Consider the following 25,945-nt stretch of genomic DNA (forward strand, 5'->3'; position numbering starts at 1 on the left):
TAAAATAGTACTATTACCAAAATCAAATTACATTCATAAGATCTTATGAACCATCTAGTACCAGTTCATTCTGCACCTTCCAGAGCCGTTGATACATACCATCTTCTACTATTAACTGCTGATGAGTTCCCTGCTGAGTGATTTTGCCATCTTCCAGAACCAGAATCAGGTCTGCTGTAGCTAAAGTATTAATTCGATGGGAGATAATGAAAGTGGTGGTGTTTTTGTTTCTTTCCTGTAAGGCCTGGCGAATCCGGGCATCAGTCTCTGTATCAACTGCACTTAATGAATCATCAAAAATAAGAATAGGACAATCACGTATAATTGTTCTGGCAATAGCTATTCTCTGTTTTTGCCCACCAGACAGAGAAACACCCCTTTCTCCTACCAGAGTCTCATATCCTTTATCGAAGCCCTGAATAACCTCATGGATAGAAGCATTAATAGCAGCTTCAAAGATTTCAGAATTATCAGCAGCAGAATTAGCAAAACTAATATTTTCTTTAATAGATCTGGCGAAAAGGAAAGGTTCCTGTAAGACCAGACCAACATGTTTGCGCAGCCATTTTTTATCTATAGCTTTAATATCATAACCATCTATCTTAATTGCGCCACTTTGACAGTCATATAGACGGGCCAGTAGATAGACCAGAGTACTTTTGCCTGAACCTGTTGGACCTAAAAGAGCTACAGTCTGACCTTTTTTCACTTCAAAGGAAATATCCTTTAGAATCAGGCTATCTTCATAACTAAAAGAAACATTTTCATATACTATTTCCCCTTTAAGAGTAGGTTTTAAACCTGCATTTTCTGTATATTCAACTGCTTGGTCCAATATCTCCTGTACCCGGTTGATAGCTACTTGCATCTTCCCTAAATCTGTCAGGATCCGGCCCAGCTGTCTGACTGGCCAGAGAAGCATCCCTTCATAACTGGAAAAAACCACTAGTGTACCTAAAGAGATTTCACCTAATACTGCCCAGTATACACCTAAGACCAGTACAGCGCCAATTTGAAACATACACATAAAGTCGGAGATAGACCAGAACCAGGCTAGATATCTCAATACCCGGTATTGTTTTTCCCGAAAATCTATACTTTTTTTATCAAATTTCTCGATTTCATAAGACTGTCGGGCAAAGGCTCTAACGACCCGTACTCCAGTTAAATTTTCCTGTAGGGTTGTTGACATATAACCATCAGCTTCATCAGCATCTTTAAAAGTTTTTTTAACTTCAGCATAAAAGAAATAAGAATAAGCTACGATGAAAGGAACTATAGCCATAGCAACTAAAGTCAATTTCAGATGAAGACTAAACAATATTGAAATAGCTATTAGCAGAATAAATATTGCTCTACCGACCTCAACCAGTTGTACAGCCATAAACATCCTGATCTGTTCAATATCTGATGTACAGCGTTGGATCAGATCCCCGGTCTTGACCTGAACATGATAGTGATAAGGAAGATGCTGGAGATGATTATATAACTCATCACGCAGGTTCTTGGCAATACTTTCAGCAGCTGTAGCTGACCATTTCCCCTTATAATAGAGAAAGATTCCTCTAACAGCAGTCAGGACAATCAATGCTGCAGCTGCTAGCATAAGTCTGCTTAAAAGGCCATTGTTAAAAATAATTTCTTTAAAAATCCCTTTGAACCATAAGGGCATTTGCAGAGGTTCATCTCCAATAATCGAATCAATAGTAACTTTAATAACAAGAGGGTTAAGCACAGAAAAGAAAGTTCCCATGGCAATACTAAAGATTGCTCCCAGGTATAAAAGTCTATTACCTTGCATATACCTCCAGATAAATTTAATATTTTTCATAATCTTTCACCTCATATTTAATACTCTTATTCTATAAAGACAGAAAAAGACCACGGGCTTTAAATGCCTGTGGCCTTTCATGCATTAGTATATAGTGGAACCCTAGTATCTATTTAAGCAATAGATATTTTCCGGGCAATACTATCTGAGTAATGAAAGTAGAATTCCATCTTTATCAAAGACATAAAAAACCACAGTATTACACAACCTGTGGTCCAAAAATAAAAAATTAAGCTTACTATATTGTATGTAGCTAAAAGATCAGCAAAAAATACAGGTCGTGTACATTTTTAATTGATTATTATTTTCTATTTTTCTGTCAGAGTCTACAGTCTGAATATAATTAATTGCTCCTTGAGCGGCCAATCTATCTGCTGAAACTGCAGAACGATAATTAAGTTTAATAGCAATCATTTTACACGACCTCCTTACTAAATTTTTTCATGCCATTTTATTATAAACCCTATTTACAATTATTGTCAAGTAATATTTTTAAAAATTAGATTAACTTGCAATTAATAAAGTCTTTGTTTTTTAAGCATGGATTCCGCAAATGATTTTTTAAAATCATCTCAAACCGCAAGGTTTAGGTGGTTGTGTAGAAGTTTAAAAATAACAAAGAAAGGACGGAGAAAAATGAAAAGCAAGAATTATACATTTTATAATCAAAAAGACATGGATAATAAGTGAATTAAATGATTTTAATAATTTAATTTATACTGTGAAACAATTCAATTATGCAAAAGGTCTATTATGAAAGAGCCTTAATAACATAGCTGTTGAGAATTAAGGAAAACCCACGTTTGTTTGGTAAAAAATAGGTAAAAAGTCCCAAAAATATAGTTTTTGAAGAATGAAGAAGGAATTATTATATTAATAGAGAATTATAAATTTATTATTTCACAATTATTTCATAATTAAACAATAATTCTTTATTTTTTATACAAATTAAGGTAGTTTTAGGGAGGGTATTTTTTGTCTTTTAAAAATCTATTTCTAATTGCTTTTTTATTTATCATTGTGTTTTATAGTATAAATGTGCCAGTCAAGGCAGTAGAAAATGATAGTGTACATTCTTATGATAAATTTTTAACATCCAGTTTAATAAATGTATATCAAGAATATATTAGCCCAATTAATTATACGACTTGTCCTATGAATCCTAGCTGTTCCCAGTATGCAAAACAATGTTTTCAGCAGATGAATCCTATAATTGCAGTGTTGAAAACCACAGATCGATTGTTAAGATGTAGTAATGATCTGGAACATTATAAAACAGTAAATATTAATGGAGCAGTAAGATATAACGATTTACCAATTAAAAGCAATAATACATATAGGAACGCAAAAATTCAAATAGCTAGAATTGACTTTAATAGTGATTATAAACAAAATGATAATAAAACTGTTGATGGTAAGACTGAGACAGAAATTATCAAAAGTGCTAATGAAAAGTTACTATTTGATTTTGCTAAAGAACTGGAATTAAATCATGAGTATGATAAAGCTATCATTGAATATAAGAGGTTGTTGTCTTATTATCCAAATTCTAAATACCGATCTAGAGCCTTAATATCTATTTTTTCTATTAATTTTTTAACTAGAAATTATATGGCGGTAATTACCTGGGGAAATAAAATAATAAATTCCAATGATATTAAAATTGTAAATGAAGTTGATCTAAAATATTATATGGCCGTTGCTTTTATTAATTTAGAGAATTTCAAAATGGCCAGAGAGAAATTGTTTGATATTATTCCAGATATTCAGGATACTGATTATAGGTCTAAGGTAAATATAATAATAGGAACCACATATGTTTATGAAGAACAATGGGCTAAGGCAATAGACTATTTTGATCTTGTAAATAATAATAGTATCTATTATAAAACAGCTAATCATTTTAAAGAGCTAGCAAATAATGGTAAAGGTATATCTTATAAAAGTCCCAAATTAGCTGCATTTTTGGGTGTAATTCCTGGAATGGGATATTTATATGATGGATATAAGAAAACAGCATTGTCTTCTTTAATTGTTAATGGATTATTGTATATGGGGGCAAGTAAAGCATTTGAGAATGATAATGATGCTTTAGGTATATTATTGGCTGCTTTTAATTTTGGGTTTTATGCTGGCAATATATATGGGTCTTATGAAACTGCCAGAAATGCAAATGAAGACATTAAAGAAAAATATATGTCTAAATTTAATATTGTTTTAAATAAAATAAATTATTAAGGAGTGATGGTTATTATGTTAAAACGCAGTTTGATTTTAGTATTAGTATTTGTATTTATTTTAAACTTAGGTGTATCAGCAAAAGAGGTAGAACTTAAATCTGGGACTATTATCTTTGTAGAGACTACCAGTATGCTTGATCCTGATCAATTACAAGTGGGAGACAATGTAAGTTTGATTGTATCATCTGATGTGCTTGTAAATAATACAGTGGTTATTGAAGCTGGATCTCCGGTTATCGCAACAGTTACTAGTTCCAAGGAAAGTGGATTAATAGGGATGGCCGGAAAATTAGGATTAAATATTTCTAGTGTGGAAGCAGTTGATGGTACTTATGTAGCACTTTCTGGTAGTAAAATGGTAGAAGGGAAAGATAGTACAGTTGCTTCTGCTGGACTAAGTCTTTTAATTTGTCCACTTTTTGCTTTAATGAAAGGTGAAGATGCTAAAATTCCTGCTAATACAAGAATAGAAGCAAGAGTAATTTCTACATATCAGATTAATATTTAGTGGTTATAGGTAAAGATGATATTTAAAAATAAAAAGCTGGGCTCTACTTTTAGAGATGGGTGTATTCAATGAAAGCTTTAAATTTCCTTAGCTTAGTTTTAATTATCTTTGTTGTTTTATTGCTATATAATTACTCTTGTATTGCAAAACAGGAAATATCTAATTCAGAGATATATAATTTAAAGGGATATATTTTATTGAAAGAAGGCAATTATAAAAAGTCAATTCAATATTTCCAATTGGCAATTGAAAAAAATACACATTCAGCAATATATTATAATAATTTAGGTTGTGCTTATTATAATATTGGAGAATATAAAAAGGCTGTGAAAGATTTTAAGTTAGCGATAAACCTGGACAAGAATTATATCAAGGCATATTATAATCTATCTGCCAGTTATTTTTGGCTAGGAAGATATTTTAGTGCTATAAAATATTACTTGAGAGCTAAAAATATAGATGAAGATTATGTTAATCAGCGTTTAGATTTTGATCAGCTTGAAAAAACAATAGAAACTAAGATGGAGAATAATCCTGATGATAAGGATTTAAAAAGATTATATAAAAATTTAAAAAAATATAATGATAAATAGTTTTATAGCTGCTGGCTGCTCAGAACAGATAAATTGAGAGAGGCCAGCCGTTTTTTTATAATTTTACAATATTTTATTTTTTTGATTCCGTTTGAGGAATCTCTGTTGTTGAAACATTGTATAATTAAATGCACGGGGTAATAAAAAAATAGACACATATCTGTATCTTCGATATAATGTTAAGCACCACACAAAACATTAGGAGGATACAGAATATGCGTCAAACTCATTATAACATACAAAGAAAAAAAGGAAAACACTTAACTCTAGGAGATAGAAAAATCATAGCTTATTTATATAATAAGCAAGGAAAAAATTATACTGAGATAGCCCGAGAGATGAACTGCCATAGAACCACTATTAGTAGAGAAATTAAAAAAGGAATTACAATCCTAAAGAACTACATGTGGAGAGATAAGGGAGAATATATTCCTGAGATAGCTCAGGGTGTATAACAGGGAGTAGTATTCCTAGGACAAAACAGTATTATTGTGATGCATACTGCAGCTGGCAAAGAGGAACAAATGAGAACATAAATAAGATGATCCGTAGGTTTCTACCCAAAGGAATTAGCTTCAAAGGATTAACCAGAAATAAAGTTAAAAGAATACAAGAATTTATAAATACCTACCCGAGAAAAATCTTTGAGTTCAAAACGTCTAGAGAAATATTTAAGGAAAAGACATTTAATGTTGCTTAACATATATTAACAAATATTGAAGATGAAAATATTTTAAAAAACCGTGCATTTTAACTTGCAATTAATAAATCTCTGTTGTTTAATATCTTTATTTGAAAAAAGTAGTAAAAGGGGTTATAATAGTATGTAAAAAAGGATAAAGCTTATTTTGAAATGCAAATGTATTCAGGTATTTTTAAGTAATAAATAGTATGGAATTAAATTTAAGAGATTTATTCAGGAGGGGATAAATTTGTTAAGTGAAAATGCTAAATCAGGTATGGAAAGGGCACCACATCGTTCACTACTACGTGCCAACGGTTTATCAGACAGGGAGATTAATAAACCCTGGGTTGGTGTTGTGAATTCCTTTAATGAGATTATTCCAGGACATAATCACCTGCGTAAGATTACTGATGCTGTTAAACAGGGGGTAATTGAGGGAGGAGGAACACCTTTTGAGTTCCCTACAATTGGTGTCTGTGATGGGATTGCCATGAATCATCAGGGGATGAAGTATTCCCTTCCCAGTCGTGAGTTAATTGCCGATTCAATTGAAATTATGGCTAAGGGACATCAGTTTGATGCCCTGGTTATGGTACCTAATTGTGACAAGATTGTACCAGGTATGTTAATGGCAGCTGGTCGTTTAAATATTCCTACAGTTATTGTCAGCGGCGGTCCTATGATGGCCGGTCACTGGAAAGGAAAAAGGGTTGACCTAAAGACTGTTTTTGAGGGTGTTGGTGCTGTTGCGGCAGGTAAAATGGAAGAAGAAGAGTTAAGGGATTTAGAATTATATGCCTGTCCAGGCTCTGGAAGCTGTTCTGGTATGTTTACGGCCAATACCATGAACTGTATTACTGAGGCCTTAGGTATGGGTTTGCCTGGTAATGGTACGATTCCGGCAGTTATGGGTTCCAGGATTGCCCTGGCCCGCAAGGCAGGCTTACAGGTAATGGAGCTTCTCGAAAAGGATATCCGTCCGCGAGATATTATTGTGCGTGAGAGTGTTGAAAATGCAATTGCAGTAGATATGGCCCTGGGTGGGTCAACCAATACGGTACTCCATATCCCAGCAGTAGCCCATGCAGCTGGTGTGGAGATAGACCTGAACCTTTTTGATAGAATAAGCCGCCAGATACCACACCTATGTAGTATGAGTCCTGGTGGGGAACACTTTATTGAAGACCTTTACTATGCTGGTGGTATACAGGCAGTTATGAAAGTTCTTGCTGATGCAGATAAACTGAACCTGGATCTTATAACAGTAACAGGTACTGACTTGAGGGCAAACCTGGCAGAAGCTGAGGTAAAGGATGAAGAGGTAATTAGACCCTATAATAATCCCTATCACCAGGAAGGAGGACTGGCTATCCTGAAGGGTAATCTTGCTCCCAGGGGTAGTGTAGTAAAACAATCTGCTGTAGCAGATGAGATGATGCAGCATACTGGACCGGCCAGGGTTTTTGACTCTGAAGAAGAAGCCAATGAGCTTATTATGGCAGGCAAGATAGTAGAGGGTGATGTTGTAGTTATTCGTTATGAGGGTCCCCAGGGCGGTCCCGGGATGAGAGAGATGTTAAGTCCAACCTCAGCTCTGGCCGGAATGGGCTTAGATAAGAGTGTTGCTTTGCTAACTGATGGACGTTTTTCTGGTGCTTCAAGGGGTTCATCTATTGGTCATATTTCACCTGAAGCTGCCAGTAAAGGCCCGATTGCAGCTGTAAAAGAAGGCGACATTATTGAAATTGATATCCCGGCCCGTTCATTAAACCTTAAAATATCTGATGAAGAACTAAAAGAGAGAATAGCTAATCTGAAGGAAGTTAAATCCAAGGTGGAAGATGGATATTTGGTTAGATACAGTGAATCTGTTGATTCAGCTGATACAGGTGCTGTTTTTAAAAGGTAGGTATCAAAAAAACAAATGAATACAAAGGAGTTGGAGAAGATGAGGAGATTAAAAAGTGTTCTAGTTATGGTTTTAGTTTTTACAATAGTATTTAGTATAGGAACAGCTGCGGCTACGACAATTAAACTATCACATGTTGTTAATGAGCAGGATGGATTTCATATTGCAGCCCTTAAATTTAAGGAACTGGTCGAAGAGCGTACAGCAGGTGAACTTATTATTGAAATTCACCCTAATGCTGAACTTGGTGATGAAAGGACCCTACTGGAAGGTATGCAGATGGGTGTAATTGATATGGGGGTTATCACCAATGGACCAGTAAGTAATTTTTATCCAGAGATGGGTGTTTTTGAGATGCCCTTCCTTTTTGCCAGTCCAGAAGAAGCCTATTATATCCTTGATGGGCCTATTGGACAGAGGGTATTGGATGACTTAAGTAATGTTGGCTTAAAGGGATTGGCTTATGCTGAACGAGGATTTAGGAATCTGACCAATTCAAAACGGGCTGTGGAGACACCTGAGGATATGGATAAATTAAAGATCAGGGTTATGGAGAATCAGGTCTATATTAATACCTTTAAAGCACTGGGGGCTAATGCTATACCAATGGCCTGGACTGAAGCCCTTACTGCCTTACAGCAGGGTACAATTGACGGCCAGGAAAATCCTATTAATGTTATCTATTCTTTTAAATTATATGAAACCCAAGATTATCTATCTATAACAAGGCATACCTATGCTCCAGCTATCTTTGTTATGAGCCAGTTGAAATTTGATAGCCTTTCTGCAGAAAATCAGCAGATATTTAAAGAGGCAGCTCAGGAAGCAGCAGAATATGAACGTAATTGGAATAGCCAGGAACGGGATAAACAACTGGCAGTTATTACAGAAAATGGTATGCAGGTTTCTTATCCAGATCTCACTCCCTTCCAGGAGGCAGTTGAATCTGTTTACCAGGATAAGGAGTCTGAATTTGGAGATATAATTGAAGAAATAAGGGAAGAGTTAGCCAATAAATAGTGATAAGCGGAATTAGGGTCCACTTAAAGAGCTGGGCACTAATTCCTATCTTAAATTACAAGGGGGTTAATATAGGAAATGCGGTTTTTAATAAGGACCAGTAATCTAATTGATAAGGTTGTTCAATGGCTTGTCTTTACAGCCATTTTTTTAATGACCTTAATTATCTCATTACAGATAATATCCCGGGTTTTTTTTGAAGCACTCTCCTGGACAGAGGAACTATCTCGTTATCTTTTGGTCTGGAGTAGTTTTCTGGGAGCCAGTATAGGAATAAAAAGGGGCGCCCATATTGCAGTGACTTTTTTTACAGACCAGCTTAAGGGGAAAGCGGCAATTTTAAGTAGGGTTATAACCTTAATCATAATGATAGTATTTTTTGCTTATGCAGGGTTTTATAGTATTAGATTGATTCAGATGCAGGTATTTCAGATTTCACCTGCCCTGAAGCTGCCGATGAAACATGTTTACCTGGTTATACCAATCAGTATGTTTATGATGATGATTCATAGTCTTTCTGAGTTAGTACAGAGTTTTGAAAGGGGGGAATAAGTATGTTAGCACTATTAGCTATTAGTTTAATTTTATTTATGATGCTCGGAGTTCCAGTGGCAATCTCTATTGGGCTTAGCTCTCTACTGGTATTAATAACAAATGATATACCATTAATTTTATTACCACAGAGGATGTTTGCTGGTGCTGACTCTTTTCCACTGGTAGCGATACCATTCTTTATTCTGGCTGGCAATCTCCTGGCTAAGGGTAATGTATCAAAGAGATTGGTTGATTTTGCTGATTCTTTACTTGGTTTTGTTAAAGGGGGATTATCTGCTGTAGCTATCCTTGGTTCTATGTTCTTTGCGGCTATTTCTGGTTCAGCGGCAGCTACCACAGCTGCTATTGGTGCACCTTTAATTCCAGAAATGGAAAATAAGGGTTATGAAAAGGTTTTTGCTTCTGCTCTGATTGCTGCTTCGGGTACAATTGGGATAATAATTCCTCCCAGTGTGCCAATGATACTCTATGCCATAATTGCTGACCAATCTGTCGCTCGTTTATTTATGAATGGATTTTTACCTGGGATATTAATGGCTGTTGCCCTGATGATTATTGCCATTTACCGGGCCAACAAAAAAGACTATCCCAGGGGGAGTAAATTTGATCTACGTAATATCTGGGATAGATTTAAAGAATCTTTCTGGGGTTTGTTGACTCCAATTATAATTCTGGGTGGCATATTTTCGGGTTATTTTACTCCTTCAGAGGCTGCAGTTATTGCTGTTGACTATGCTGTTTTTGTGGCCTTGTTTATTTATAAAGACCTGAAATGGAAGGATATTATTAAAATAGTTATTGATTCAGGGGTTACTATGTCTTTGATTATGCTGCTAATTGCCACTTCTAAGGTTTTCAGCTGGGTCCTGGCTAACTGGCAGCTGCCGAAAATCATTGCCAGTTCTGTTCTGGGTCTTACTGAAAATACTTTTCTCATACTTTTATTTATTAATATTATTATACTTATTGCTGGGGTTTTTATGGAAACGGCTTCGGCTTTAATTATTTTAACACCTGTATTCTTACCGATAGTAAGCAGCCTGGGGATTAATTTAATTCATTTTGGATTAATAGAGATAATTGGACTTTCTATTGGTATGATTACACCACCTGTGGCGATAAATATCTATGTGGCTAGCTCTGTTTCCAACCTCTCCATGGAAAAGATCAGCAGGGCAATATTACCAATGATTGCAGCTATGGTCATAACACTTCTGGCAGTAACCTATATACCATTAATGTTTTATTAGTTAATAATTTGACGAGGGGACGGTTCGTCTGTCACATAATGAAAATGATTTTTAATTTATTAGGTTTAATAGTTGATTTAATTATGAACATGTAATATAATATAGATATTAGTAATAATGATTACTATTACAAAGAAGGATGTGGTAGAAATCAGCAATTTATTTCTGGCGTTTTTATTAACATTATTTGCTGGTTTAGCAACTGGAATAGGTAGTTTTTTGGCTTTTTTTACCAAAAAAAGCAATGCCTCTTTCTTATCAATCTCTTTAGGCTTTTCAGCAGGGGTAATGATCTATGTCTCTTTTGTTGAGATATTAGATAAATCCCAGGAGGCATTAGTTAGCTATTATGGTAGTAGTACTGGTGAATGGGTGACTGTTTTATCATTTTTTCTGGGAATACTAATTATAGGTTTAATAGATAAATTAGTACCTGAGTTAGAAAATCCCCATGAGCCTGTATCTGATAAAAACCTGACCATTATAAAAGAGGACAGCCTGAATGATAAAATTGAGTTACAGAGAATGGGGATGTTTTCGGCACTGGCTATTGCTATTCATAATTTTCCTGAGGGTTTAGCTACCTTTGCTTCGGCTTTATCAGACCCAGCCCTGGGATTGTCAATTGCCATAGCTATTGCTATCCATAATATACCAGAGGGTATCTCGGTTTCTGTCCCACTCTATTATGCTACAGGGAATAAGAAAAAGGCCTTTGTTTATTCATTTTTATCTGGTCTTGCAGAACCGGCCGGGGCTGTTATTGGTTATTTTATTTTTAGTTTTTTCTTTAATGACCTGGTATTTGGTGTTTTATTTGGAGTAGTTGCTGGTATTATGGTCTATATATCTATTGATGAATTATTACCTACTTCCAGGAAATATGGTAAAGAACATCAGGAAATTTATGGTTTTATTGCTGGTATGGCCGTTATGGCTTTAAGTCTTTTATTATTTTAAATTAATTCTTTATCTGACTGTCATTTTACTTTATAATATAAATATACAAACAAATTGGAGGGATATTATGACAGAGCTAAAAGGTAGTAAAACAGAAGCTAACTTATTGAAGTCATTTGCCGGGGAGTCACAGGCCAGAAGCAGGTATAAATTCTTTGCTTCTAAAGCCAGTAAAGAGGGTTATAAACAGATAGAAGCCATTTTCCTGGAGACAGCCCGGAATGAAAAGGAACATGCTGAGCGTTTCTTTAAATTTTTAGAAGGTGGTATGGTGGAAATAACTGCTGAGTATCCAGCAGGGGTTATTGGTAGAACTGAGGAGAATCTTGAGGCTGCAGCAGCAGGTGAAAATGAGGAATATACTGAGTTATATCCTGAGTTTGCCCAGGTTGCTGAGGAAGAAGGGTTTTCGGAGATAGCTGCTGCTTTTAGAAAAATAGCAGAGGTAGAGGCCGAACATGAAAAACGCTATTTAAAGTTATTAAGTAATTTAAGAGAAGGTCGGGTATTTAAGAGGGAAGAAGTGGTCCGTTGGAAATGTGGCAATTGCGGTTATGTCCATGAAGGTAAAGAGGCTCCTCAAAAGTGTCCAGCCTGTCTTCATGACCAGAAATACTTTGAGTTAAAGGAAAATAATTATTAAAAACAAAAGGCAGGCGTGTTTAAAGTGCCTGCCTTTTAGATATATAATGATAATATATATATATATAGCTTGAATAGTGTATTAGGATTTAGTAGTAATAATGTAATAATATTTTTGTTTAATTTCCTAAAAATAAAAAATTAACTAATATCGTTAAATAATTAACAAAAAATTTTTTGGGTTTTACTATATAATAAACATGTAAGAATATTATTTTAATCTAGTTAACAGTTACAGGACAAAATTTTTTACAGATTAAGTGAAAAAATTCACCAGAAAAGATAAAGTAAGGAGTGAATAAAGATGGATTTTAATTTGACAGAAGAACAAGAAATGATCAGGAAAGTTGTACGGGATTTTGCCCAAAAGGAGGTTGAGCCCATTGCAGCGGAGATAGATGAAACAAAGGAATTTCCGCGGGAAAATGTTAACAAGATGGGCAGGGCTGATATGTTAGGGGTTCCTTTTCCCCAGGAATATGGTGGGGCCGGGGCTGATACCTTAAGCTATGTACTTACAGTTGAGGAATTATCTTACGCCTGTGCTACCCATGGGGTTATCTGTTCTGCCCATACTTCACTGGGCGCCCATCCTATCTTTAAATATGGGACTGAAGAGCAGAAGGAAAAATACCTGATACCTCTGGCTAAAGGGGAAAAACTGGGGGCTTTTGCTCTGACTGAACCCAATGCAGGGACAGATGCCAGTGGACTGAAAACTACTGCTAAACTGGATGGGGATAGTTATATTTTAAATGGGAATAAGATATTTATTACTAATGCAGGCCAGGCCGATATTTTTGTCATCATGGCTATGACTGATCAAAGTAAAGGCAGCAGGGGGATCAGTGCTTTTATTGTAGAGAGGACTATCCCTGGTTTTAGTGTAGGGAAAAAGGAGAATAAAATGGGGATTAATGCCTCAGATACCAGGGAATTAATTTTTAAGGACTGTCGAATACCTAAAGAGAATTTACTGGGAAAAGAGGGGCAGGGCTTTAAGATTGCCATGGCCACCCTTGACGGAGGTAGGATTGGTATTGCCGCCCAGGCTTTAGGGATTGCCAGCCGGGCTTTGGATGAATCTACTACTTATTTAAAAGAAAGAGAGCAATTTGGGCGTCCTCTAGCTAAATTTCAGGGTCTGCAGTGGATGGTAGCTGAAATGGCTACTAAGGTAGAGGCAGCCCGAAATTTAGTCTATAAGGCTGCTGTGACCAAGGATTCAGGTAAGAGGTTTTCTGTAGAGGCTGCTATGGCTAAATACTTTGCCTCAGAAGCAGCTATGGAAGTAACAACCAAGGCGGTACAACTCCATGGAGGATATGGTTATATGAAGGATTATCCTGTAGAGAGATTAATGCGTGATGCTAAAATTACAGAAATATATGAAGGTACAACTGAAGTACAGAAGATGGTTATTGCTGGTTCATTATTAAGATAGGTTTAATAAAATAATGTTGATTTATTTTTAACGAATAAATGGTCTATTAATAAATTAGATAGGATTTATTTTTTAGGAGGGGTTTAAACATTATGAATATTATTGTCTGTATTAAACAGGTACCAGATACAAATGAAGTACGGATTGATCAAGAAAAAGGTACTTTAATTAGAAAAGGTGTACCAAGTATTATTAATCCAGAAGACAGAAATGGTTTAGAAGAGGCTATTAGAATTAAAGAAAAGAATGGTGCTAAAATAACAGTTATTTCTATGGGACCCTCCCAGGCAAAAGTTGCTTTGCGGGAGGCATTAGCAATGGGAGCTGATGAGGCTATTTTGATTAGTGACCGTGCTTTTGCTGGTTCTGATACACTAGCTACTGCTTATACTCTAAGTCAGGTGATTAAAGAAATTGGTTCTTATGACCTTGTTTTCTGCGGGCGTCAGGCAATAGATGGTGATACAGCACAGGTAGGCCCCCAGATTGCGGAAAACCTAGGGATTGCCCAATTGACTTATGTTAGTGAACTGGAACTTAGTGGAGAAAAAGTAACAGCTAAACGTTTATTAGAAGATGGGTATAGTAAAATAGAAAGCAAATTACCCCTTCTAGTGACAGTTGTTGCTGATATTAATCAGCCAAGATATCCCTCAATTCGGGGAATAGTAGATGCTCATCGAAAATTAACAGTAACTGAGTGGTCTGTTTCAGATTTTACAGTAGATGATGAAAGACTGGGTTTACATGGATCACCCACCAAGGTTTTTAAGACTTTTGTGCCTACTCATGAAAAACAAGGCGAGATACTGGAGGGTTCACCATCAGAAATAGTAGCTAAATTAAGTGAAAAATTGAAGTTAGAGCATATAATTTAATTATATATAGAGGAGGTTGATCCAGCAAAATGTCAAATAATGTTAAAAGAAGTAAAAAGGATGTGTCTTTATATAAGGGTGTTTGGGTTTTGGCCGAACAACGAGATGGTCAACTTTTAAGTGTTTCTCAAGAGTTGGTTAGTGAGGGTAGAAAACTGGCAGATGATCTTGCTGTTGAATTAACAGCAGTATTATTGGGTTTTGATCTAAAGGAGATAGGCAAAGAATTAGTAGCCTACGGGGCAGATAGGATTATTATGGTTGAAAATCAGGAATTAAAACACTATCGAACTGGTCCTTATGCCCGGGTGGTAGCTGATTTAATTAAGCAATATAAACCAGAAATAGTTTTAATTGGGGCAACTCATAATGGGAGGGATCTGGCTCCTCGTCTATCAGCTAGATTGCAGACTGGTTTAACAGCAGATTGTACTAAATTAGAAATTGACCCGCAAAAGAAAATTTTATTACAGACTCGTCCTGCCTTTGGTGGGAATCTAATGGCAACTATTATTTGCCCAGAGCACAGACCGCAAATGGCCACAGTACGTCCTGGGGTTATGGTTAAGGAAGAACCAGATTATAAGCGCCAGGGGAATATAATAGAGGTTTCTGCTGATTTATCTAAAAAAGATATTATGTCTGTTAATAAAAAAGAAGCCCAGATTATTAAGATGGATTCTCAGTTGTCTAGAGAAGATTTATTTACTAAAATTACTGATATTGTTAAGGCAGCCAGTAAAGCAGTCAATCTAGAAGAGGCTGAGATAATTATTGCTGGTGGGCGCGGGGTTGGTTCTGCTGATGGGTTTGAGGTAATTAAAGAGTTGGCAACTACTTTGGGTGGAGAGATTGGTGCATCCCGTGCTGTTGTTGATGAGGGTTGGATTGATAAAGAACATCAGGTAGGTCAGACTGGTAAGACTGTTCATCCCAAACTATATCTAGCCTGTGGAATATCTGGGGCTATCCAGCATCGGGCTGGTATGCAGGATTCTGATTTTATTATTGCTATTAATACTGATTCAGCTGCCTCGATCTTTGAAGTCTGTGATTATGGTATTGTTGGGGATTTACATGAGATAGTGCCCCTGTTAAATAAGGCGTTTCAAAAAGTTGAAGTTGTTTAAATAAATTTATTAATTAATAAAATGGTAGTGTCAAAAAATCTATGAAAAAGTGATGTTGGAGACAGATTTTAGTCTTTTAAGTAATTTTTACTGGTTGGATCGTTGCATAACCCTTGACAAACACCATCCAAATGCTGCTGGTAAGTAGCCGAGGTTGAAGGGGATGGATATAAAGAGCATAGCAAATTAGCCAACCCTCGTACTTCAATTTTAGCATTTGTCTGGTTCGGTTTGTAAAGGGTTCGCTTCGCCAATGCTTAGATAAAGCTTTTAGCTGCCTCGGGTTCTGCTAAATAGATATAAAGATTAAGCAGAATGCTGTTGCTCGTAGAGTATATGCTCTTGAGCTAGTTCAATCAGCTTGCCCCATCTTGCAGGCATGTTAGGCAGATTAATAAGCTGAGGTACAGTTACAGGTACTTTTTTCTCTAGAGCTGAATGTGGTCTTAAGAAATTGAAGTATGCTGCAAAAAGGTTCACGTATGATACTGATCCTTTAGAAGACTTAAAACCACATCTTGATCTGTAGCTTTTTTTAAAAGTTCTATTGAGTCTTTCAATAATTTGTTTTAGAGGTCGATTTTCCTTTGAGACAGGGTCGTCATTAGTAAGGCCGAGAACCTGGGTGATATCAAAATTAATACCCTGTTGATAGAAATAATGTTTAGCCAGAAGATAGATAGGATTACCGTCAACTACGAAGTTGAGGTTATCAGGGATAGTATCCATCTTAGTAAGGACATCATTAATAGCTTTAATTGCAGAAGGTGTATCTCTATTAGGTGAGACATGGTAAGATAGAATAATCTTTTTCACAGCATCAAAGAAGAAGAAAATATACTGCCACTTGCCATAAACCTTAATGTAGGTTTCATCACCACAGAAAGAGTCAGAAAGCTCATAAGGATAATTATCTAAATAGGGTTTAACTAGATAACCAACTGAATCAGCATAGTTAATTACAGTTTGATGAGAGATATTAACATTATGAACATCTTCCATGATAGCAGCTACGTTGCGAGAAGAAAGACCATAATTAACATAGTAAGTAAGGATTAACCCCAGAGTATGTGGTGAAGAATGTATTCCTGAGATATCAACTTTAGGTAAATCTGGAGACTCCTTGCTCAATGGTTGAAAGTCAAAGTCAAATTCTCTGTAAATGTATCTAACTTTAAACTTATGGGGATATTTTTTAAAGTGTTTTTTCTCTTCTTTACTCATGGATCTAAGGTTTTTAAGATAAAAAGAGCAGTCATCATTCTTGCATTTGTAGATATAGAAATTCTTACGCTCTTTAATTTGTTCTAGAGTACGAGAGCAATGGGGACACCTAAAGATAACAGTTTTAGAAAAGCGAATTTTATCATTAAAATTAGTCTTACAAATTTTACAGAGATATTGACCACGACCACCAGTATTATCATAAAGATAAATATGTGGGGCACCACATCTTGGGCAGGTCATAGACTCAGGAACTTTGTATTTGGCGTTACGGCGTCTGACAGGTTTAAGAGGTTTACCATGTTCCTGTTCGTAAGCAATTATTAGTTTTTGGTAATCAAGCTTTTCCAGGACTTCAATAATGGGTAAATCATCAACTTGAAGATGATGATATTTCTTGCTGATGGGAATCTCATCTTTGGGCATGAAGTCTTTACTAACAAGTAAAGTCAAGAGATAGCAAATAATATGATATTGAATTTGAATATAAGTAAGTAAGACATTAATAATTTGTTTCAAAGTTTGTCACCGCCTTTTCTATTTGTGGTTTAAAAAGGTAAATAAGCAACCTAAATATACCTCAAAAAGAGGGGGGGTGACAAGTATTTAAGATCAAATCCCTACTATAATAGGGTTTTGACAATATATTTTAAAATATTTTTGACATTACGAATAAAATTAGGAAGGTGATATTATGAAAAAGATCGGAATTGTAGGAGCAGGCACGATGGGTAGTGGTATTGCTCAGACAATAGCTCAAAGTGGTTATGAGGTTATTTTGAGAGATATTGAACAAGATTTTGTTGATCAGGGCTTAGCTAAGATAGAGAAAAACCTGGCTCGTAGTGTCCAGAAAGAAAGAATAAGTGCTGCTGAAAAGGATGCTGTCTCGGGGAGAATTACTGGTACAACAGAATTGTCTAAATTAGCTGATGCTGACCTGGTTGTTGAGGCAATAACCGAGCAGATGGAGATTAAAAAAAGGGTTTTTCAGGACTTAGATGAATTGTGTTCTCCAGAGACAATTCTGGCCAGTAATACCTCTGCCTTAAGTATTACAGAGATTGCTACTACTACTAAACGCCCTGATAAGGTTTTAGGAATCCATTTCTTTAATCCAGTACCAGTAATGAAACTGGTAGAATTAATCAAGAGTATAACTACTGCTGAGGAGACTTTTAATAAGGCTAAAGAATTTGTTGAAAAGATTGGTAAAACCCCAGTTGAGGTCAATGAAGCACCTGGTTTTGTAGTTAATCGTATTTTAATACCGATGATTAATGAAGCTGCCTTTATTCTATATGAAGGAATAGCGAAAGCAGATGAGATTGATACAGCTATGAAGTTAGGGGCTAATCATCCATTAGGACCACTGGCCCTGGGTGATCTGGTTGGTCTGGATGTCTGTCTGGCTATTATGGAAACACTTTATAATGAATTCGGTGACAGTAAATATCGTCCTTGTCCTTTATTACGGAAAAAAGTCAGGGCAGGTCACTTAGGTAGGAAGATAGGTAGAGGTTTTTTTGAGTATAATTAATAGATATTTGGCGTAATGGAGGTGTTGAAAATAGCTTATCAAAATTTGATTTTAGAAATAGAGGATAAATTAGCTATACTTAAGATCAATCGTCCCCGGGCTTTAAATGCCCTAAATAGTGAATTATTAGGGGAGATGGCCCAGGCAATAAGTGAATTAGAAAATAATTCTGATGTTAAGGCTATAATTATTACTGGTGAAGGTAATAAGGCTTTTGTGGCTGGAGCAGATATTGCTGAGATGAAGGAGATGAATGAAAGAGAGGCAGAGGATTTTGCCCGGAAGGGGCAGGGGGTATTTACTATGCTGGAGCAAAGCGTTAAACCAGTGATTGCAGCAGTAAATGGCTTTGCTCTGGGCGGGGGCAATGAACTGGCCTTAGCCTGTGATATTAGAATAGCCAGCAGTAAAGCGAAATTTGGTCAGCCAGAGGTAGGTCTGGGTATTATAGCAGGTTTTGGCGGTACTCAGCGTTTAACCAAGATTGTTGGACCGGCCTATGCTAAAGAAATATTATTTACTGGAGAGATGATAGATGCAGCTGAGGCCCTGCGTATTGGTTTAGTCAATCATGTAGTCTCTGTTGAGGATGATTTACTTGCTAAAGCCAGGGAACTGGCCGAAAAAATAATTAAAAATGCCCCTGTGGCCATTGAATTAACTAAAAAAGCAGTAAATTATGCTGTAACAGCTGATATTGATACTGGTCTGGAACATGAGTGTTCTTCTTTTGCCAAATGTTTTAAAACAGAAGACCAGAAGAATGGTATGGCTGCTTTTTTAAATAAAGAAAAGGTGGTTTTTAAAGGCAAATAATTATATTCAAATATTTTAATAAGGATGGTGAAGAAAGCATGAAAGAAGTTGTAATAGCAAGTGCAGTTAGAACGGCAATAGGAACCTTTGGTGGAAGTCTTAAAGGAATTAAAACTGTTAATTTAGGAGCGGAAGTTATTAAAGAGGCACTAAAAAGAGCAAAAGTAAAATCATCTGAAGTTGATGAAGTAATTATGGGTAATGTTTTGCAAGCTGGTTTAGGGCAAAACTCAACTAGACAGTCTGCAATTTATGCTGGTTTGCCATATGAAGTACCATCAATGACCATTAATAAGGTTTGCGGTTCTGGCTTAAAAGCAGTTCATCTGGCTACCCAGGCTATTTTGTTAGGAGATGCTGACATTATAGTTGCTGGTGGAATGGAAAATATGAGTCGAGCTGGTTATCTATTAGAAAAGGCCCGTTGGGGTGAGCGAATGGGTGATGGCAAACTAGTTGATCTTATGATTAAAGATGGACTATGGGAAGCCTTTAATGACTATCATATGGGTATTACAGCTGAGAACATTGCCGAACAATGGAAAATTACTAGAGAGGAACAAGATGAATTTGCAGCAAGCAGTCAGCAAAAGGCAGAGAAAGCAATAAGTACAGGGAGATTTAAAGATGAAATTATACCCTTAGAAATCCCTCAGAGAAAGGGTAATCCAATAATTTTTTCTCAGGATGAACACCCCAGGACAGGTACTACAGTAGAGAAACTTGCTAAATTAAGACCAGCTTTTAAAAAAGATGGTACAGTTACTGCTGGTAATGCCTCTGGTATTAATGATGGAGCAGCTGCTTTAGTAGTGATGTCAGCTGAAAAGGCTAAAGAGCTCGGGATTACTCCATTAGCCACTATTAAATCTTATGCCACAGCAGGTGTTGAACCAGAAATCATGGGAACTGGACCTATTCCAGCTACTCAAAAAGCCTTACAAAAGGCAAATTTGAAGGTCAGTGATCTTGATTTGGTAGAGGCTAATGAGGCTTTTGCTTCTCAGTCACTGGCAGTTTTAAAGGAACTTTCCTTAGACCCTGAAAAGGTTAATGTTAATGGCGGTGCAATTGCCCTTGGCCATCCTATTGGAGCGAGTGGTGCCCGTATTTTGGTTACACTTTTATATGAAATGGAAAAACGTGATAGCAAAAATGGTTTAGCTACTCTTTGTATTGGTGGTGGTCAGGGAGCAGCGATTATTGTTACAAGATAGTCATATATATAATAAGGAATGGTTATGATGGATTATCAAAATATATTAAACAGAAAGCTAGTTTCTGCTCAAGAAGCTGCTAAAATAATTAAATCAGGTGATCGAGTTGTTGTTGGTTTAGGTTGTAGTGCTCCTTCAAAAATTCTTCAAGCTTTGGGAAAACGCCAAGAAGAATTAAAAGGGGTGATAGTTGACCAAATGTTGCCTTGCAGTACTTATGGCCTCTATGAGCCAGGGGTTGAAAAGTTTATTAGACATAATTCCTGGTTTAGTAGTAAGGCTAGCCGGTCATTAGTTAATTCTGGTGCAGCTGATTTTACTCCTAATTATTTTTCCCAAATACCGGAACTGTATAAGAAATATGTTGAGGTTGATGTTTTACTAGCTACAGTGTCACCAATGGATAAACACGGTTATTTTAGCTTTGGGGTTTCAGTTGATTATACCAGTAAGGTAGCTGAACAGGCTGCTCTGGTTATACTTGAAGTTAATGAAAATATGCCTAGGACCCTAGGGGATTCCTTTATTCATGTGAATGATATAGATTATTTAGTTAATAATAATCAACCTTTGCCAGAATTAACAATTAACCCACCAACTGAAACAGAACAAAAGATTGGTAGTTATGTTGCCAAATTGATTGAAGATGGTTCTACTATTCAGTTAGGGATTGGTGGTATCCCTAATGCCATAGCTCAGGCTCTGGTAAATAAAAAGGATCTTGGAGTTCATAGTGAGATGCTTACTGATGGTATGGTTGATTTAGTGGAAAAAGGGGTAATTAATAACAAAAAGAAGACTTTACATTCTGGCAAAATAATTGGTGCTTTTGCCTCAGGAAAACGAAAACTGTATGATTTTTTAGATGATAATCCTATGGTAGAAATGCATCCGGTTTCTTATGTTAATGACCCAGTGGTTATTAGCCGTAATAATCAAATGATTTCTATTAATTCAGCAATAGAGATTGATTTATTAGGGCAGTGCTGTGCTGAAAGTGTAGGTGTAAAACAGATTAGTGCCTCTGGTGGTCAGGTTGATTTTATTCGAGGGGCTTTGAGATCCCCTGGTGGTAAAAGTATTATTGCTTTAAAATCAACGGCAATGCAAGGAAAGAAGTCTACTATTGTGCCTATATTAGAAAAAGGAGCTGTAGTTACGACTAGCAAAAATGAAGTTAATTATGTAGTTACTGAATATGGCATAGCCCAACTTAGAGGTAAAACTGCCAGGGAGAGGGCTGCTGCCCTAATTGATGTTGCCCATCCTGCCTTTAGAGATGAATTAAAGGCTCAGGCACCATATCTTTATTAACACAATTTATTAAAAAATATAATATTAAAAAAAACTTCTTATTTTTGGGAACTTTAAGCATATTATTTATAAACTTTTTAAGTCCTAATTATAAGGAGTTTTTCATAAAATTATTAGTTTTTTTGAGAAATGTTTAATCTGAAAATTTTATATTTTGTTTCTTTTAAATTTTCATTCAAAAATATATCTAAATATAGTATAATAATATATTAAGGTAGTAAAGAAATAATAGAAATAAAATTGAGAAAGGGGAATAAGTGCATATGGAACTCTTTCATCTTGATACACTTTATGATGAAAACATAAATTATCAATCAAATTGTGATTTAAAATTCAATCAGAGTGGTAATTTAGAGACAGATCTTTCTTCTATTAGTAAAGGGGTAATAGGTGTAATTTTAAATAAAGATAATATTGGTAATGAAGTTGATATTGACACTTTTTTTCCTTATTTTTCTTTATTGTTTAAAGGGAGGAAAGAAATCCACGCTTATAATACTAAGATTATGTTAAATGAAAATGTCTTTTTTTTAGTAAATCAAAATGTGCATTACAAATATCAAATAACTACCCCTTTTTCTGAATTAATGTTATTTTTTAGCGAAGATTTTATTAATAGTGTACTAGAAAAAATAAAAGATACTAATCCATGTGAAATTTTTCCCAAAAAATATTTAAATATGAATAAAAAAGATTATTATTATGCACAACTAGATAGAGAGGTCAGGGAGACTGCTGTAGAGTTAATTGACCTTTACCAAGCTGAAGATAAAACAAATGATTTCTTAATTAGAATTACCCAGGAGAAACTATTTTTTTATTTATATAAAAAAGGCATCCTAAATCAGGTCCTTGATCTAAGTGATTTCCTGGATAATGATATCTTACAGCAGGGTATCAAATACCTTAATCAACATTTTCAGGAGGATATTAGTATTGAAAAAATGTGCTCTGAAATAGGTATTAGTTTTAATAAATTTAATGAGTTATTTAAGGAGAATATGAAGATAAAACCCGGACATTATTTGATTGAGTTACGAATGAATCAAGCTCGTAAATTATTGAGCAAGAGTGATATATCAGTTAGTGAGGTAGCTTATCAGGTTGGTTATAACAGCCTTTCATCATTTATTAAACGCTTTAAGGCCTACTTTAAGATTACTCCCAAACAGTTCCAGTTAAAAAACAGAAAACGGCTTGAACAGTATTGTTAAATATGACAGAGGGACAGTTCTTGTCATATTTTATTAAGTACAGTTTAGTAATTTTTTGAATATATTTATTCCTTAAGAATTATACTAGATACTATAATAACTTAAAGTTTGCATTGCTATAAGGGGTAGATAAATGTTAAGAAAACTACTGCGCAAATTAAGGTTTATAGAATTATTAAGGAATGAAAATAATGAAGAAGGTGATCAAGAGGTCGTTGTTGATATTCAGGTAGCTAAGAAACTGCAGGAAAACCTTAGTTATATTGAGAAGAGACTGGGCAAAAGTTCTGATTTTGTCTGTAGAAAAATTAGACTTGGCTCTGAAGATAAAATTGAGGCCGCCATTGTTTATATAGAGGGACTGGTTGATAAGACAAGTATTAGTGAGAATATTTTAAGACCACTGATGATTGATACCAGATTAGTTGCTAATGAAGATACTGCAGTAAATATAGTTAAAGTAATTGAAACTAATACCATTACCAGTGGGGATATAAGATATACGGCAGACCTGGATTGCCTGATTGATTCTCTTTTAACAGGTGAAACGGGGATATTGATCAATAGTTCTAAAAAGGCTCTAATTATCGCCACAAGGGGCTGGGAGGCCAGAGGTATTCAACAGCCGGAAACAGAGGTTGTTGTCAGGGGACCACGGGAAGGATTTACCGAGACACTGCGTACTAATACATCTCAGTTAAGACGGAAAATACATAACCCTAATCTGATTTTTGAGGCAATGAAACTGGGAAAGCAGACCAAAACTGAGATTTGTATAGCATATATTAAAGGTCTGGTCAATGATAAATTGGTAGAAGAGATAAAAAGGAGGTTGGAAGGTATAGAAACAGATGCAATTCTAGAATCGGGTTATATCGAGGAATTCATTGAAGATGCCCCCTTTTCACCCTTTCCTACCATAGCAAATACTGAAAGACCAGATGTTGCAGCTGCCAAGTTATTAGAGGGAAGGGCTGCTATTTTAATTGATGGGACCCCTTTTGTCTTAACTGTACCAATGTTATTTGTAGAAAGCCTGCAGATTGCAGAGGATTATTACTCAAGGCCGTTTTATACGACAATAATTCGCTGGATAAGAATTGTTGCTTTATTTATAAGCATATTATTACCTGCTACTTATGTAGCCTTAGCTACCTTTCATCAGGAGATAATACCTACCCCCCTTTTAATTACCATGATTGCCGCCAGTGAAGGTACCCCTTTTCCAGTCTTTGTGGCAGCTATCTTTATGGGGATTGTTTTTGAGATTTTGCGGGAGGCCGGTGTACGTTTGCCCAGACCGGTCGGTCAGGCGGTAAGTATTGTAGGTGCTTTAGTAATAGGTGAGGCTGCCGTTTCAGCCGGTCTGATTAGTGCCCCACTGGTGATTATGGTGGCTTTAACAGCTATCTCCAGTTTTGTGGTTTCATCACAGGCTGATGCAGCAACAGTATTACGGTTTATACTGGTGATACTGGCCGGTTCTTTAGGGGCCTTTGGGATAATTATAGGTTTGTTAGGGCTCTTAATACATATGACTTCACTGCGTTCTTTTGGGGTTCCTTATCTTTCCCCCTTAGCCCCTTTAAGTCTGAGGGATTTAAAAGATGTGCTGGTAAGGTCTCCCTTATGGGCTATGTTTACCCGGCCGAGGACTATTGCCTGGCAGGATCCCCAGCGGCAGGACTTCAGGATGATGCCACATCCACCCCAGGATAGGGATAAATCTGAAGCTGAGGCAGATAGTAGTGATAATGAATGAAAGTAAAAAGGTGAAATAGGTGAAAAAGAAATTACTTAAATATATAATTTTTACTATCTTATTGTTTTTACTATTATTATTAACGGCCTGCTGGGACCGTAAAGAACTGGATGATCTGGCAGTTGTTGCTGGAATAGCTATTGATTATGACCAGGAAACAGAAGGAATAAAACTAACTGCCCAGATAATCAAGGCAGGTGAAGTAGGACAGCCCCAGGGAGGTGGGGAAGGGGGTTCTTCCGCTAAAGAAGAAGGGGCAGAGACTGTCTGGGTTGTTGAAAGTACAGGTGAGACGCTTTTTGATGCTGTTCGGAATTTTACCTTCCAGTCTTCCAGGAAATTATATTTTCCCCACAATAATATAATAGTATTTAGTAAAGAGCTGGCCGAAAAAGGGATTACCCCATACCTCAGTTTTTTTATTAGGGACCATGAAACAAGGAATATGGTCTGGGTTTTGATAGCTGAAGACCAGGCAGGTGATGTAATGAGGGTTAAGACAGACCTGGAAGAAATACCAGCTGTTGGGATTGCTAGAATGATTGAAGACAGGGTTGCAACTTCAGAGATAAGTGGGGTTATGCTGCAGGAATTTTTAACTATGTTAATAAGTAAAACCACAGACCCTGTAGCTACACCTCTCCGTATTTTAGAAAAGGCCGGAGAAAAAAAGCCCCTGATTGAGGGAACAGCGGTTTTTAAAGGGGATAAATTGCTTACTCACCTAAATACCAAAGAGACCCGCGGCCTTTTATGGGTAAAGGGTGAGGTGGAGAGTGGGATTATTGTCATTAAAGACCCTCGGGACAATAAAATAAGTTTAGAAATTACTAAAGCCAGTAGTAAGGTAAAGGCAGAAATTACTAATGGGGAGTATAAGATTAAACTTAAGGTCTCTACAGAAGGAAATATTGGGGAGCAGATGGGTGTTACCAATTTAGCTACTGGCAAAATGATTGCCTATCTGGAAAGACAGAAACAAGAGGCTGTAAAGAGGGAGATTGAGGCTGCTCTCAAGAAGGCGAAAGAATACAAGACAGATATCTTTGCTTTTGGGGAAGCCTTTCACCGTAAATACCCTAATAACTGGCAGGAGATCAAAAGAGATTGGGATAATATTTTTCCTGAAATAAAGGTAAGTATAGAGGTAGACTCCCTGCTGCATCATGCTGGTTTAAATCTTAAACCACCGATTCCGGTAAAAAAATAAGAG

23 protein-coding genes and 1 pseudogene are annotated in these 25,945 nt (G+C 36.1%); 21 read left to right on the plus strand and 3 right to left on the minus strand.

Annotated elements, in window-relative coordinates; all coding sequences use genetic code 11:
• Positions 1-43: 43 nt before the first annotated feature.
• Both D7D81_RS07275 and D7D81_RS19440 read right to left on the minus strand, forming a co-directional pair.
• Positions 44-1,831, minus strand: coding sequence for an ABC transporter ATP-binding protein (locus D7D81_RS07275; protein WP_125988701.1), 1,788 nt, complete (start codon positions 1,829-1,831; stop codon positions 44-46).
• Between the two features lie 261 nt (positions 1,832-2,092).
• On the minus strand, positions 2,093-2,245 hold the full coding sequence (locus tag D7D81_RS19440) for a hypothetical protein (RefSeq protein ID WP_164522143.1): 153 nt from the start codon (positions 2,243-2,245) through the stop codon (positions 2,093-2,095).
• Positions 2,246-2,806: 561 nt separating this feature from the next.
• Between D7D81_RS19440 and yidD the strand changes: the two genes are divergently transcribed.
• The 14 genes and pseudogenes from yidD (at position 2,807) to D7D81_RS07340 (ending at position 15,645) form a co-directional block, all read left to right on the plus strand.
• On the plus strand, positions 2,807-4,069 hold the full coding sequence (yidD, locus tag D7D81_RS07280) for a membrane protein insertion efficiency factor YidD (protein ID WP_125988703.1): 1,263 nt from the start codon (positions 2,807-2,809) through the stop codon (positions 4,067-4,069).
• 15 nt (positions 4,070-4,084) lie between these two features.
• Positions 4,085-4,579, plus strand: a complete 495-nt coding sequence (locus D7D81_RS07285; protein WP_125988705.1) for a hypothetical protein — start codon at positions 4,085-4,087, stop codon at positions 4,577-4,579.
• Positions 4,580-4,647: 68 nt separating this feature from the next.
• Positions 4,648-5,172 (plus strand): tetratricopeptide repeat protein, encoded by a 525-nt coding sequence (locus tag D7D81_RS07290; RefSeq protein WP_125988707.1) that lies wholly within the window; start codon positions 4,648-4,650, stop codon positions 5,170-5,172.
• A 215-nt stretch (positions 5,173-5,387) separates the two neighbouring features.
• Positions 5,388-5,627 (plus strand): helix-turn-helix domain-containing protein, encoded by a 240-nt coding sequence (locus tag D7D81_RS20075; RefSeq protein ID WP_286170306.1) that lies wholly within the window; start codon positions 5,388-5,390, stop codon positions 5,625-5,627.
• Positions 5,627-5,872, plus strand: a pseudogene (locus D7D81_RS20370) (transposase); the annotation flags it as partial. The gene D7D81_RS20075 and the pseudogene D7D81_RS20370, both read left to right, overlap by 1 nt.
• Before the next feature lie 259 nt (positions 5,873-6,131).
• A complete protein-coding gene (gene ilvD, locus D7D81_RS07300) occupies positions 6,132-7,766 on the plus strand; it encodes a dihydroxy-acid dehydratase (protein ID WP_353622116.1) in 1,635 nt (544 codons plus the stop codon).
• Between the two features lie 39 nt (positions 7,767-7,805).
• The gene (locus D7D81_RS07305) at positions 7,806-8,786 is read left to right on the plus strand and encodes a TRAP transporter substrate-binding protein (protein ID WP_125988711.1); all 981 of its coding nucleotides are present in this window, start codon (positions 7,806-7,808) and stop codon (positions 8,784-8,786) included.
• Positions 8,787-8,864: 78 nt separating this feature from the next.
• Positions 8,865-9,338: a TRAP transporter small permease gene (locus D7D81_RS07310; RefSeq protein WP_125988713.1), complete on the plus strand. Its 474-nt coding sequence runs from the start codon at positions 8,865-8,867 to the stop codon at positions 9,336-9,338.
• A 2-nt stretch (positions 9,339-9,340) separates the two neighbouring features.
• The gene (locus D7D81_RS07315; protein WP_125988715.1) at positions 9,341-10,591 is read left to right on the plus strand and encodes a TRAP transporter large permease; all 1,251 of its coding nucleotides are present in this window, start codon (positions 9,341-9,343) and stop codon (positions 10,589-10,591) included.
• A 117-nt stretch (positions 10,592-10,708) separates the two neighbouring features.
• Positions 10,709-11,551 (plus strand): zinc transporter ZupT, encoded by an 843-nt coding sequence (gene zupT / locus D7D81_RS07320; protein ID WP_286170310.1) that lies wholly within the window; start codon positions 10,709-10,711, stop codon positions 11,549-11,551.
• 67 nt (positions 11,552-11,618) lie between these two features.
• Positions 11,619-12,194: a rubrerythrin gene (gene rbr, locus D7D81_RS07325; protein WP_125988717.1), complete on the plus strand. Its 576-nt coding sequence runs from the start codon at positions 11,619-11,621 to the stop codon at positions 12,192-12,194.
• Positions 12,195-12,497: 303 nt separating this feature from the next.
• Positions 12,498-13,637 (plus strand): acyl-CoA dehydrogenase, encoded by a 1,140-nt coding sequence (locus tag D7D81_RS07330; RefSeq protein WP_125988719.1) that lies wholly within the window; start codon positions 12,498-12,500, stop codon positions 13,635-13,637.
• Between the two features lie 92 nt (positions 13,638-13,729).
• A complete protein-coding gene (locus tag D7D81_RS07335; protein WP_125988721.1) occupies positions 13,730-14,515 on the plus strand; it encodes an electron transfer flavoprotein subunit beta/FixA family protein in 786 nt (261 codons plus the stop codon).
• Positions 14,516-14,544: 29 nt separating this feature from the next.
• Complete coding sequence (locus tag D7D81_RS07340; protein WP_125988723.1) at positions 14,545-15,645, plus strand: electron transfer flavoprotein subunit alpha/FixB family protein; 1,101 nt, start codon at positions 14,545-14,547, stop codon at positions 15,643-15,645.
• 306 nt (positions 15,646-15,951) lie between these two features.
• Here the strand turns inward: D7D81_RS07340 and D7D81_RS07345 are convergent, their stop codons facing one another.
• Entirely contained in the window at positions 15,952-17,388 is a 1,437-nt protein-coding gene (locus D7D81_RS07345; protein ID WP_125988725.1) for a DDE-type integrase/transposase/recombinase, read from the minus strand.
• A gap of 175 nt (positions 17,389-17,563) precedes the next feature.
• Between D7D81_RS07345 and D7D81_RS07350 the strand changes: the two genes are divergently transcribed.
• The 7 genes from D7D81_RS07350 to D7D81_RS07380 all read left to right on the plus strand — a co-directional run bounded on the left by D7D81_RS07350 (position 17,564) and on the right by D7D81_RS07380 (position 25,942).
• Positions 17,564-18,409 carry a 3-hydroxybutyryl-CoA dehydrogenase gene (locus D7D81_RS07350; protein ID WP_125988727.1) on the plus strand — a complete coding sequence of 282 codons (846 nt, stop codon included), beginning with the start codon at positions 17,564-17,566 and terminating at the stop codon, positions 18,407-18,409.
• Positions 18,410-18,439: 30 nt separating this feature from the next.
• Positions 18,440-19,225 carry an enoyl-CoA hydratase-related protein gene (locus D7D81_RS07355; RefSeq protein ID WP_125991989.1) on the plus strand — a complete coding sequence of 262 codons (786 nt, stop codon included), beginning with the start codon at positions 18,440-18,442 and terminating at the stop codon, positions 19,223-19,225.
• A gap of 38 nt (positions 19,226-19,263) precedes the next feature.
• Positions 19,264-20,442, plus strand: coding sequence for an acetyl-CoA C-acetyltransferase (locus D7D81_RS07360; RefSeq protein WP_125988729.1), 1,179 nt, complete (start codon positions 19,264-19,266; stop codon positions 20,440-20,442).
• Between the two features lie 18 nt (positions 20,443-20,460).
• A complete protein-coding gene (locus tag D7D81_RS07365) occupies positions 20,461-21,756 on the plus strand; it encodes an acetyl-CoA hydrolase/transferase family protein (protein WP_286170313.1) in 1,296 nt (431 codons plus the stop codon).
• A gap of 263 nt (positions 21,757-22,019) precedes the next feature.
• Positions 22,020-22,970, plus strand: coding sequence for a helix-turn-helix transcriptional regulator (locus D7D81_RS07370; RefSeq protein WP_125988731.1), 951 nt, complete (start codon positions 22,020-22,022; stop codon positions 22,968-22,970).
• A 133-nt stretch (positions 22,971-23,103) separates the two neighbouring features.
• Positions 23,104-24,732: a spore germination protein gene (locus D7D81_RS07375; protein WP_125988734.1), complete on the plus strand. Its 1,629-nt coding sequence runs from the start codon at positions 23,104-23,106 to the stop codon at positions 24,730-24,732.
• 19 nt (positions 24,733-24,751) lie between these two features.
• The gene (locus D7D81_RS07380) at positions 24,752-25,942 is read left to right on the plus strand and encodes a Ger(x)C family spore germination protein (protein ID WP_125988736.1); all 1,191 of its coding nucleotides are present in this window, start codon (positions 24,752-24,754) and stop codon (positions 25,940-25,942) included.
• Positions 25,943-25,945: the final 3 nt, after the last annotated feature.

The organism is Halocella sp. SP3-1 (genome assembly GCF_003953885.1).
Lineage (GTDB): Bacteria > Bacillota > Halanaerobiia > Halanaerobiales > DTU029 > Iocasia > Iocasia fonsfrigidae.